The organism is Kangiella sp. M94 (assembly GCF_054926195.1).
Window position 1 is genome coordinate 542,449 of record NZ_CM142903.1, and the last position, 13,036, is coordinate 555,484.

Here is a 13,036-nt window from a genome sequence, read left to right on the forward strand (position 1 = left end):
ATCCTAGTCTTGCACCCCTCCGACTCCCTTCATCAAATGGATGCCTTGATAGCAAACCAATATGTTTTATCCTGATAATGAATACCATATTCGTCAGCTAGTTAAAGCTGATCTTCAGCAAGTTTGTACGATTGAAAAAAATGCTTATACCATTGCATGGACGGATAAGGTTCATGCCGATTGTGTTGAGTCGGACTATCCCAGCTTGGTACTGGAGCAAGGCGAAGCGATAGTGGGCTATGTCATTTTTAATTATCTGTATGATGAATGCCATTTGATGAATATAGTTACTGACCCAAGCTTTCAGGGCTTGGGCATTGCAACATTATTGATGAAAGCCATGTATGACAGGGCAAAAGAGTCGGGGATGGCAAAGGTTATCCTTGAGGTGCGAGCTTCGAATCAGGTTGCCATTGAGTTTTATCATAAGCAAGGCTTTGCAGAGATTGGTTTACGCGAAGGCTATTATAAAACTGCTGAAGGCAGAGAAGATGCTTTAGTTATGGAGCGCATACTTTAGGTGCTTGCCGTTTCTTCGGTATCCTCGGGTTTATTAGGGACGAGGAATGTCTCGAACTGTTCTGCTACTAATGGATGACTGTACCAATAGCCCTGGATTTCTTCACAGCCTTTTGTGCGTAAAAAGTCCAGCTGCTGTTGTGTTTCAACTCCTTCTGCAATGGTGGTTTTATGTAGACTGTGAGCCATCTGAATAATAGCTGTCACTATGGCCTGGTCGTCGATGTCGGTCACAATATCTTTAATAAATGATTGGTCAATTTTAAGTTTATTAACCGCGAAACGCTTGAGATAACTCATTGACGAGTAACCTGTTCCAAAATCATCGATCGATACTTTAAAACCTGCCTGGCTCAATGTATCTATTGTTTTGCCGGCGACTTCAGGATCTTTTAGTGCTACGGCCTCTGTCAGCTCAATTTCAATATTACTCGGGCTCACTCCGGCGGCATCCACCAGCTCGGTGATTCTTTCTATCAGATTTGGTTGATGAAATTGAAGAGCCGAAATATTTACAGCGATAATAATTTCGGATAATCCTTTATCAAGCCATTGTTTTTGCTGCTCGGCGACTTGTTGAATGACCCATTCACCAATCTTCACGATTAAACCATTTTGCTCTGCCAGTGGAATAAATTCGCTAGGTGATATATTGCCCCATTCGGGATGCTCCCAACGTAATAATGCTTCAGCACCAACCATAGTATTACTACTGAGACTCATTTGTGGCTGATAGACCAGGTGGAACTGGTTATTAAGTAATGCCTCTTTAAGAGCTGCTGACAATTGTAGAGATCGTAATGAATGCTCCTGCATCTCTTGAGCAAAGAACCTGAAAATATTACGGCCGTCACGCTTTGCTCTATACATGGCCGTTTCAGCATTCATAATAAGCTTATCGGCACTTTTACCGTCATTTGGTGAAATAGACAGTCCTATTGAGGCGCTTACCGATAGCGCATGAGAGTTAAATTTTATTTTGCGCTGGGTGACTTCAAGAATATCTTTAGCGATAACTACTGCGGCGTGCTCATTGGTTTCTGGGAGAATAGCGGCAAATGTGTCTCCTGCGATGCGGGCAAGGATGGATTTTTTACCCAGTCCAAAGCGTAGCCGATTGGCAATTTCTACTAGAATCAAATCGCCGACCTGATGGCCAAGCGAGTCATTGATTGTTTTAAAGTTGTCCAGACCAAGCCACATAACCGTCATGGTTTGTTTCTGCTTGAAGCTGTCATCTAACAGCTGTTGTAATCGCTCTTCCAGTATTTCGCGCTTTAATAGGCCTGTCAGCTGATCATAATTAGACAGTTGATGTATTTTCTCTTCTGCAACTTTTTTAAGGGTAATATCTTCTTTGTGTGCGACATAGTTAATGATTTTACCTTGTTCATTGCGTACCGGATAAATCATGGCAAATTCGGTGTAATGAGAACCATCTTTTCGTCGACTGATTAGTTCGCCGCGCCATGCTTCACCACGTGCCAGTTGTCGCCAAATTGTTTTAAAGGTTTTATCAGGATTATCCTCAGCGCTAAAGTCAATGGGACTTTTGCCAATAGACTCTTTTTCAGTAAAACCAGTAGTTGTAGTGAATGCTTGGTTGACATACTGAATCTTGCCGTCAGTATTGGTAATAAGAACAGGATAGGGGTTTTGGTCAATACCGGTAGATAGGCGACGTATGGTAGTATCTTGCCAGCGTTGCTTAATCAGGTTCCAGATAGTATTAGCAAGCACTTGTAAGGTTTCTGTATCTTGTGCGGTGTAATCGGTCGCTTTATTGCCAACGCCAACCATCATAGTTACTTTGTTGTTTTCAATAACGGGTAGGCTGATAAACCTTTTGAGGTGGGCGTGTCCCTCTGGTAGTTCTTTTTTAGCACTGGAGTTTTGATAGTCGTTGACGACTATAGGACATTTATTACGTATAGCATCAGCCCAGACTCCTGCCTGATCAATTGGGTAGTGACTTTCAAAATTTGCGGTGCAGTGATGGGCTAGAGTGTTGGTTGACCAGGTTACGATTTCTATATTTTTTTGTGACTCATCGATAAAATGAATAAATGCTATAGAACTGTCGGTCAACTTCTCTGCAATATCGACACTATGCTGCATGAAGTGGCGTTCCCCCCCAATGTGCAGGTGACTCTGTAACTCCAACAAGTATCTATTGAGCTTTGCTTCATGCGCAATCTTTTGTTCATTTTCTATCGTGCCGCTAATGTCTCGTGACAGTATTAGAAAGGTTGGCTCCTCCCCAGATCGCCCAGTCTTACGTGCGATTGACAGTTCAAAGGTGCGCTCGCCAGATGGAACATTAAGTGTTATACGAGTCCCCCTTGAAAGTCCTATCTTATCGGCAACTGCCATGGCTTGAAGACACTCATTTGCAGCTTCTTTACTCATTACATCTTTGATGTTTTTGCCGATCAGATTTTCGGGTTTATCGAGAAGCAGATCGGGATCACTGGAGTGGATGTCTAAATGGTTTCCTTTAGCATCGACCTCGACCAGAATGTCAGGAAGTGTTTCTATCGTTGCAGAAAGTTTAGCTTGCAGCTGAAGCATGTTTAGGAAAGGACTCTGTACCGCTTCAACAAATAAGGCGCGATATAAAAAACCAAAAGCAAAAATTTTATAAACATGACCAGTCAGGTTATACATATCGGCTACATTGGCATAAAGCGTAAAAAAGAACTCACTCATAGCCATTGTAATAGCTGCTGCAACGAGCCAGTTTGCACCAAATTCACGAATATCATTGAGTTGTTTAATAAGCAAAAAAGCACTCAATAGATAGAGACCAATTAAGATGTACTCCGATATGACCTTAAACTGGGTTAAACCTAGCTCATTGGAGTAAGTATCTGGAACAAGTTCCGGGTAAAAAAGAAACCAGAAGTGAAATAAGCTGACTAATGCCAAAATTATAAGGAGCCAAAAATAACGAGGCAGCTTTGCCAGCTTCTGTTCTATCTTTATTGTGATGCAGGATACTAGGAGCAAAGCTAAGGCTATGGTAAATCGTGCTGCTAACCAGAAGTTAATCGCTTTTTCGGGGCCACTCGGTGTGATTAAGTCAGGCATTCCTTGGTAGGAGACAATATGGGTCAGGTCCAGGAGTGCAGCTCCTAATGCTCCTGAGCCTAGAATGATAACCTTGGTGGTTGGTTGGAACTTTTGGGTTACCCAGGCTATGCCGAAGACCATGGCCGCTACGGCAATAGAAACGACTTCAAGCGCAGTATGCAGTGGCAAGTAGGAGGCAAGGCCTTGACTGACATCGGGAGTTGGTAAAATAAGAACAATGCCTAAAGAAATAACTAAAGCAATAACCCAAATAGACACGGATCTGTCTGAGTTTTGAGACTTTCTTTGTTCTGAAAGCATGTTTGCTGGCTATCTCCCCATTTTTTAGAGGTGGGTACTATCTATTAGAGTTAAGATCGCCCAAATACTCGCAGGAGATAACTAACCCTATCACTGTTTATAGCAGTAAATTAGCAAACGCTCAACTAATCTTGTTAATTGCAAAGGTAATATAAAAGCAGATAAGATTTGAGAGCAGCAAGCTTTTATCTGATTGCTATGTTTAAAACTATTAATTTTGCATCCCAACTTGACAGATGCACGGAAACAACTAGCCTTAGTAACATTCTTCTCATAACAGTGAACCTATGCAAAAACAATTTTCTGATTGGCTAAAAAATCATGGTGTGGAATTTTCAGATATGACGGGGCTGGCCTCGGTACTGGGGTTAATTGTCCTGATATCGGTAGCTGTCCATTTGATACTCCATCGAGTTGTTTTACGGTTTGTAGAAAACAGGGCGCGGCAATCGAAGAAACTTTGGAAACGCTCGCTGTTCGAGAATAAATTATTCAATCGTTTTGCTCTGATGATCCAGGGGCTGATTATTTATATTCAGGCCGAACTTTGGCTGACCCCTGATTCTGCGGTACTGAACTGGGTTCAAACTTTGTCGGTACTCTGGATTCAGTTGTATGCTCTGCTGACTACTTTCTCGTTCCTCGATGCTATCTATCTAATGGGCCAGAAAAATAAGGATGCAAGAGCCTTGCCACTTAAAGGCATTTTTCAGAGTATCAAGATAGTTGCTGTTCTGGTCGTCACTATTTTCGCGGTATCCATTTTAGTAGGAAAGTCTCCACTACTGATTCTCAGCGGCTTAGGCGCCATGACGGCAGTTGTGATGCTGGTGTTCAAGGATCCAATTCTTGGTTTAGTGGCAGGAATTCAGTTATCAGCTAATGACATGCTGGAAGTTGGTGACTGGCTGGAAATGCCTCAATACGGTGCTGATGGTGACGTGATTGAAATTGGATTGACTACCGTTAAAGTCCGGAACTGGGATAAAACGATCACTACCATCCCAACCTATGCCCTGATATCAAACTCCTTTAAGAACTGGCGCGGGATGATGGAAACAGGTGGTCGTCGAATTAAGCGTACCGTTCTGATTGACTCGACCAGCGTTGAGTTTATGTCTGATGAAGATATTAAGAGACTGAATCAGTCCAAACTGTTAGCACCTTATTTCCAACAAAAACTGGAAGAGGTGGAGAAGTACAATAAAGAGCATGACTTAGATATGTCTTTGCGCATTAATGGCCGTCGCCTGACAAATTTGGGGACATTTAGAGCCTATTTGGGGAATTACTTGAAAAATCACCCGCAAATTCATCAGGAACTGACGCTAATGGTTCGTCAGTTAGAAGCTTCTGCCAATGGTATTCCGGTGGAGATTTATGCTTTCACTAAGACCACTGACTGGGCTGTCTACGAAGGCATCCAGTCGGATATCTTTGACCATATTTTCGCTGTATTGCCTGAGTTTGGATTAAGAGTACATCAGGCGCCGACCGGTTATGATGTGCGATCACTGAGTCTGTCGAGGGAGGCAGGCTCACCAAATCAGTCGGAATCAAAGCCTGTTACTGAACAAAATAAATCCAGCTAATCGCCTTACAGCCTATGACAATGGGCGGCAAACGCTTATAATTGCCGCCTTATTGCTTCCGCACACGTTTTACTTAAGAGAGTCGCATGTCCAAAACTGATTCAAAGCTAGTGTCTCAAATTGAGAATCGCCGTACTTTTGCCATTATTTCGCACCCTGATGCGGGTAAAACTACCATTACCGAAAAGGTATTGTTATTCGGTAATCAGATCCAGGAAGCGGGTGTGGTTAAAGGTCGTGGCGGCAAACATGCGACTTCAGACTGGATGGATCTAGAAAAACAGCGTGGTATTTCGGTGACCACCTCGGTGATGCAATTCCCTTATGGTGGACGCACCGTAAACTTACTTGATACTCCTGGCCACGAAGATTTCTCTGAGGATACTTATCGTACATTGACGGCGGTGGACTCTGCGTTGATGGTGATTGATGCCGCAAAGGGTGTAGAAGCCAGAACTATTAAGCTAATGGAAGTCTGTCGTTTGCGTGATACACCGATTATCACTTTCATGAATAAGATGGACCGTGATATTCGTGAGCCAATTGAGCTACTGGATGAAGTCGAAGACGTATTAAAAATCAATTGCTCGCCAGTCACCTGGCCAATTGGTATGGGTAAGCAATTTAAAGGTGTTTACCATATTCTGGAAGACAAGACTTACCTTTACCAATCTGGGCTCGGTCATAAAATTCAGGACGTGCGTATTATTGAAGGGCTGGATAATCCGGCTCTTGATGAGGCGGTAGGTTATCTGGCAAAGGATTTGCGAGAAGAGCTGGAGCTGGTGAAAGGCGCTAGTCATGAGTTCGATCTGCAGGAGTTTTTAGAAGGAAAATTGACACCAGTATTTTTCGGTACAGCACTGGGTAATTTCGGGGTTAACCATATGCTGGATGGTCTCGTGGAATGGGCGCCATCGCCATTGGCGCGTGAATCTGATGAGCGTCAGGTTGAAGCGACTGAACCAACATTTTCTGCATTCGTATTTAAGATTCAGGCCAATATGGATCCGCAGCATCGCGATCGTATTGCTTTTGCTAGAATTTGTAGTGGTAAATACACTAAAGGCATGAAAATGCGCCATGTGCGACTTAATCGTGATATGACGATTAGTAATGCGTTGACGTTTCTGGCTGGCGACCGTGAGCACCTTGAAGAAGCCTATGCCGGTGACATCATTGGTTTGCATAATCACGGTACTATCCAGATTGGTGACACCTTCACAGAAGGTGAAGTGATTAAGTTCAAAGGTATTCCTAACTTTGCACCGGAGCTGTTCCGCCGCGTCCGACTACGCGATCCCTTGAAGAACAAGGCACTGATTAAGGGCCTTGTCCAATTGTCTGAGGAAGGAGCCACTCAGGTGTTCCGCCCACAAACGTCTAATGATTTAGTGCTGGGTGCGGTGGGGGTACTACAGTTTGATGTGGTTGCACATCGCTTGAAAAACGAATATAAAGTGGAATGTATCTATGATCAGGTTAATGTTGCAACGGCCCGTTGGGTTGAGTGTGACGATGAAAAGAAGTTTGAGGAATTCAAGCGTAAGAATGCCGATAACCTGGCCTTAGATGGAGGGGACAACTGGACTTATTTAGCACCAACCATGGTTAATCTGAATTTAGCCATAGAGCGTTGGCCAGATGTTCGATTCTTTGAAACGCGTGAGCACTAAATCAGTCAAGTTCTACAATCAGGTGCTCCAACGGAAAGGGTAGAGAATATAGGATGTTCAAACCAAAGCACAAAGAGCCAGAAATTAAACTTTTTGACAGCCACTGTCATCTCGATTTCCCGGTTTTTGATAAGGATCGGGAAGTTATCCTCAGCAATATGCATAAGGTTGGGATCGAAGGAGTTTTGATTCCAGGCGTCACTCAAGATAAGTGGCGAAACTTGCGCCAATTAGCAGCACTAAGACCGGATGTTCATGTGGCTCTTGGGTTGCATCCAATGTTTCTCAAAGAACACAAGAAACAGCATCTGCATGACCTTGAGTTAGCGGTTACTGTTAATAATCTGTCAGCCATTGGAGAGATTGGTCTTGATTATTATGAAAAAGAGGCTGATCGTAAAACCCAGATTGCGTTATTCAAAGCGCAAGTTGAAATTGCCAAGTCCGCCAAACTGCCTGTAATTCTCCACGTTAGAAAATCCCACGAAGATATCCTGCTATACCTGAAAACATTGCATTTTGAACATGGTGGAATTGTGCATGCGTTTAATGGCAGTATGGAGCAGGCCAAACGCTATCGAGATTTTGGCTTTAAGTTTGGGTTTGGCGGTGCAGTTACCTACCCACGAGCGGTGAAGTTACGCTCTCTTGCTGCAGAATTACCTTTATCTGATATAGTTCTGGAAACCGATGCGCCAGATATGAAGCCTTATAATTATAATAAAGAACACAATACTCCGCTTAATATATTCCAGAATTTCAATAGCTTAGTTGAATTAAGGGATGAGCCTGCCCATGAGATTGCTGAGGCGACTACTCGCAATAGTAAGCAGGTATTAGGTATTTCTTAGCTAATATCTGGTTATTTCACATTTATCTAAAAACCCTGTTGTTATTGATTATGTTTTAAGCTATAACAGGCCGCGGTGTGCCTTTTAGAAGGCTAACCGTCCTATAGCTGAATATTTAATAAACATACAATTAACTAACAATAATGGGGTTTAAAATGGATAAAAAATCTATTTTCCCGCCTGCCAAAAAGTTAATGATTGCTACTGCGGTATTTTCTGCAGTCAGCTTTAATAGTGCTGTTTTGGCGGCAGAAGAGGAAGAAGCGACAGAAGCGGAGAGCATTGTTATTACCGGCTCTCGTATTCGTCAGGCACAAGCTGAAGGTGCTAATCCAGTCACTGTACTAGATAGAGATTATCTCGAAAATACTGGGGCAAAATCAATCGGTGATATCTTGGCACGTTTGCCAGCAGCAGGCTCTGCCTTAAATACACGTTTTAATAGTAGTGGTAACTTCGGTTTTCCGCCAGATGGTGGTGGTGTCGGAGCCGGTGCAGCTGAAGTATCTTTACGACACATGAAATCAAAGCGCACCCTGGTTCTGGTTGATGGTATCCGTTGGGTCAATGGCTCTTCAGCATCAGGCGTTGCTAACTCAGTTGACTTAAACACCATTCCAATCAGTATGATTGACCGCATTGAAATTCTGGAAGATGGTGCATCGTCAATTTATGGTTCCGATGCGATTGCTGGTGTTGTTAACGTCATTACTCGTAAAGATTTTGACGGTATGGAGTTCAATGCATATAACGGCATGTTTGACGAAGGTGATGGTGAGACATCTCAGTTCGATTTAGCGTTTGGAGCCAGTGGCGATAAGCATAGAATCTTTTTTAGTTTGAGCCATTATGATCAAAAAGCTGTCGATTCGATTGAGCGCGAACTTTCAGCTCTGCCTAAACCAAACACTGGGTTAACGCGTGGTAGTTCCGGTACACCTCAAGGTCGTTTTGTCTTTATAGATCCTAACGATCAGGTCAACGATTTGACCATTAATAATGGAGTAACAGGTACACCAACTTATGATCTCAGTAATCCAGGTGGACCGAATGATGACTTCCATGTCTTTAGTAATAGCGATCGTTATAACTATGCTGAATATAACCTTTATGTAACGCCAAGCAAGCGTACCTCTATCTTTGGTCAAGCTGACTATCAGTTGACGGATAATGTTAACTTCTATACCAAAGCACTTTTTAACAATCGTGAATCAGTGAATCGTGCAGCACCTGAACCATTATTTTTAGGTCCGGATGCAGGTACCGGTGGTTTAGCAGATACAGTAAGTATCCATGAAACTAACCCTTATAATCCTTTCGGATTCACTTTGGATGAAAACAACCTGATCTTTATTGGTCGTCGTCCGATTGAAGGTGGGCCTCGTATCTTTAAGCAAAATGTGGATACGGTCTATGTCGGCTTCGGTTTGAACGGTGATTTTTTTGCTGGAGATAACAGCTATTACTGGGATGTCAATTATACTCACGGTAAAAACGAAGCTAAACAAACTACTTTGGGAAGTTACAACATTCGCCATATCAAAAATGCGCTTGGTCCTTTAGCTGACTGTCAGGCAACTGAGGGCTGTGTACCGCTGAATATTTTTGGTGGCCAAGGTGATGGCTCAGGCTCAATCACACAGGAAATGCTGGATTATATTCAACCTATCCTGACCGACCAGAGCGAGAATGTTATTGATACTTTGTCGGCTAATATCTCAGGTGACTTGTTTGAAATGCCTGCCGGTTATTTCTCCTTCGCTGCAGGTATTGAGTCCCGCGAATACAGCGGTTATTACCAGCCAGATGCTATCGTGGTAGCAGGTGATAGTAACGGCGTGCCATCTTCACCAACCAGCGGTTCCTATGAAGTTGATGAGTATTACACAGAGTTTAAAGTGCCGTTATTGTCAGGAATGGCTGCTGCCGAAGAGCTGACTGCAAGTGTGGCATTCAGAAACTCTGACTATTCAACATACGGCTCTAATGACACAACTAAGTTTGGTTTGCTGTGGAGAGTTAATGAACAGTTCTTGCTACGGGGCTCTGTTTCTGAGGGCTTCCGTGCACCCAGTATTGGTGAGCTGTATTCAAGTGGTTCTCGTTTTGATGCAGAATTAGCTGACCGCTGTAGCGATTACACTGGCACTCAGTATGAAGCGAACTGTCAGGCTTTAGGCGTGCCAGATACTTATTCCCAGTTAAATAGTCAAATTTCTATTACCACTGGCGGAAATATAGATCTAGTACCAGAAACTTCTGATAGTACTACTTTTGGCTTTGTGTATAGTCCAACTTGGGTTGACAGTATTGATTGGATGAATAGTTTCGATATTAAAGGCACTTATTATGAGCATGAGCTTGAAGGTGCAATCGAAGCGATTGATGCTCAAACGCAACTTGATTTGTGTGTTAATACCTTAGACCCTCAGTTCTGTGATGGTATTAGTCGTACTGCTGGTGGTGCCATTAATGGTTTCAATAATCGTCTGGTTAACATCGGCGGCATTGAGACCTCTGGTTATGACGTTGGCATCAATTATTCAAGTCCTCAATATAATTGGGGCCGATTGAGTATTAATTGGACCAATACTTTTGTTAATGAGTATGTTGAAGAATCTTTAGGGCAGCGTGTAGATCTGGCAGGATTAGAGCGAAACGACACTGGTATTCCAGAGTGGAAGTCTTCTATGAATATTGGCTGGAGTCTTGAGGATTGGTCTGTTAACTGGACGGTCCGTCATGTGGATAGCCTGACAGAGCCTTGTACTGATTTCCTTGATGGAACACCTGACAGCTTAACAGCACTGGGTTTATGTTCTAACCCAAACACTGCTGATGAGTCACAATCAACTAACAAGCTTGATGCAACTACTTACAGTGATATTCAAGTGAGCTACTTCGCAGACGTTGATGGTGTGGATATGGAGCTAACCTTTGGTATTAATAACGCCTTTAATGCCCATCCACCAGCATGTTATAGCTGTTCGTTGAATGGTTATGACCCATCAGTGTATGATCCTGAAGGTAGCTTTAGTTATGTTGCAATAAAAATGAAGTTCTAATCTGCTCTTTTAAGAGTCTAATTAGACTTTATTTAGAAATGGGGCTTCAGCCCCATTTTTTGTGGTTTGATTAGCTTGAATATTTGGAAAATCAGACTGTTTGGTTTAACCTGAGTGAATCCTACAGCAATAGTTATTGGCACTATGTCAACAAGCCTATCCTCGTTTCAATTATTGGACTTATTAAAAAAAGCAAACTGGATTTCAGAGGAGCAGTTCCAGGCGTCACGTATCCACTTACGCCAGGTGAATCCCAAGTTACATCCTATTGAACAAGTTGCCGACCTTTCCTTAATGCGTCACGATGATCATCGAAGTATGATCGATGAGGAATTGCTGACTCAGTTTGTAGCGAAGCTTTATAAGCTGCCCTATGAAAAAATCGATCCCTTAAAAATTGATGTAGAAGGCGTGACTAAAATAATGTCGATGGCTTACGCTAAGCGACACAACATCTTAGTAATTAACGTTGATAAACAAAGTGAAGTAGTCAAAGTCGCGGTAATGAACCCAGAAGACCTGGCGTGGCGTGAAAGTCTTGAGCAGGTTTTGCGCATGAAGATTGTGCCGGTTATGGGAAATCCAGCACTCATCAAGCGTTATCAAAAAGAATTCTATTTATTGTCTGCTTCGGTTAAAGGCGCCAATGAGGTCAAGCTACAAAAAGACAGTTCGGTTACTAACCTAGAGCAGCTGATTGAGCTGAAAGGCGCAGAAGAAGCTGACGCTAATGATCAGCACATTGTGCAAATCGTCGACTGGCTGTTGCAGTACGCCTTTAAAGAACGCGCCAGTGATATTCATATTGAGCCACGTCGTGAGGTGGGACGAATTCGCTTTCGTATTGATGGGGTTCTGCATAAGGTTTATGAGCTACCCATTTCGATTACGCATGCTGTGATTTCTCGCTTAAAGATTTTAGGTCGAATGGACTTAGCTGAACGACGTAAACCGCTCGATGGTCGTGTGAAAACCAAAAGCCCTGATGGAACTGAAATTGAATTACGACTATCTACGTTACCTACTGCGTTTGGAGAAAAGTTTGTCGGACGTATTTTTGATCCCACGGTATTAACTCGTAACTTTGATGAGTTAGGTCTGGAGCCGGAAACAGAAGCAACTTGGCGCGATTTAATTAGTCAACCTACTGGAATTGTATTGCTAACCGGCCCGACAGGCTCAGGCAAAACGACAACCTTGTATACCTCATTGAAACTGTTGGCCACTCCGGATGTTAACATCTGTACCGTTGAAGATCCGATTGAAATGGTCGATCCAAATCTCAATCAGATGCAGGTCCATCACGATATTGATCTAGATTTTGCGGCAGGCATTCGAGCTCTGTTACGGCAGGATCCAGATATTATTATGGTTGGCGAGATTCGAGACAAAGAAACGGCGCAAATGGCAGTACAGGCAGCGTTAACTGGCCACTTGGTTATTTCAACACTGCACACCAATGATGCGCCTTCAGCAATTACTCGACTGATTGAGATTGGCATTGAGCCCTATTTATTGAATGCCACCATGTTAGGTGTCATGGCGCAACGTCTGGTCAGAACCTTGTGTAAATTTTGTAAGGAAGAAAAGCCAACCGATCCATTAGCCTGGGAAGCGTTAGTTGGCGGTAACCAGAAAGTTCCGATGCCAGAAAAAATCTGCCACCCAGTCGGTTGTGATCGTTGTCGCCATACTGGGTATCAGGGGCGTCAGGGTATTTATGAACTAATTCGGGTAACAGATGAACTTAAAACATTGGTTTATGAAGGTGCAGAAATGCGTCAATTAAGACGACAAGGGATTAAAGATGGTATGAACCTGTTACGAGTGAGCGGTGCTTATAAAGTTGCTGCTGGAGTGACGACTATTGATGAGGTGTTGCGAGTGGCGCCACGCGATACTAAATAATTATTGAAAGGTATCAAAAAAACAATAAGCCT

The 13,036-nt window shown here is 43.1% G+C and carries 7 protein-coding genes; 6 read left to right on the forward strand and 1 reads right to left on the reverse strand.

Annotated elements, in window-relative coordinates:
* The first annotated feature begins 61 nt into the window (after positions 1-61).
* Positions 62-520, forward strand: a complete 459-nt coding sequence (gene rimI, locus ACYTXU_RS02595; protein WP_462208130.1) for a ribosomal protein S18-alanine N-acetyltransferase — start codon at positions 62-64, stop codon at positions 518-520.
* On the opposite strand, the gene ACYTXU_RS02600 is transcribed toward rimI, so the two are convergent.
* Positions 517-3,912, reverse strand: a complete 3,396-nt coding sequence (locus ACYTXU_RS02600) for an EAL domain-containing protein (protein ID WP_462208131.1) — start codon at positions 3,910-3,912, stop codon at positions 517-519. The two genes, rimI and ACYTXU_RS02600, sit on opposite strands and share 4 nt — an antisense overlap.
* 287 nt (positions 3,913-4,199) lie before the next feature.
* Between ACYTXU_RS02600 and ACYTXU_RS02605 the strand changes: the two genes are divergently transcribed.
* From ACYTXU_RS02605 to ACYTXU_RS02625, 5 genes are all read left to right on the forward strand, one after another.
* Positions 4,200-5,504: a mechanosensitive ion channel family protein gene (locus ACYTXU_RS02605; RefSeq protein WP_462208132.1), complete on the forward strand. Its 1,305-nt coding sequence runs from the start codon at positions 4,200-4,202 to the stop codon at positions 5,502-5,504.
* An 86-nt stretch (positions 5,505-5,590) separates the two neighbouring features.
* Positions 5,591-7,180, forward strand: coding sequence for a peptide chain release factor 3 (gene prfC, locus ACYTXU_RS02610; protein WP_462208133.1), 1,590 nt, complete (start codon positions 5,591-5,593; stop codon positions 7,178-7,180).
* A gap of 53 nt (positions 7,181-7,233) precedes the next feature.
* A complete protein-coding gene (locus tag ACYTXU_RS02615) occupies positions 7,234-8,031 on the forward strand; it encodes a TatD family hydrolase (protein WP_462208134.1) in 798 nt (265 codons plus the stop codon).
* A 155-nt stretch (positions 8,032-8,186) separates the two neighbouring features.
* Positions 8,187-11,096 carry a TonB-dependent receptor plug domain-containing protein gene (locus ACYTXU_RS02620; protein WP_462208136.1) on the forward strand — a complete coding sequence of 970 codons (2,910 nt, stop codon included), beginning with the start codon at positions 8,187-8,189 and terminating at the stop codon, positions 11,094-11,096.
* Between the two features lie 144 nt (positions 11,097-11,240).
* Positions 11,241-13,004 (forward strand): GspE/PulE family protein, encoded by a 1,764-nt coding sequence (locus tag ACYTXU_RS02625; protein ID WP_462208138.1) that lies wholly within the window; start codon positions 11,241-11,243, stop codon positions 13,002-13,004.
* The last annotated feature ends 32 nt before the right edge of the window (positions 13,005-13,036 follow it).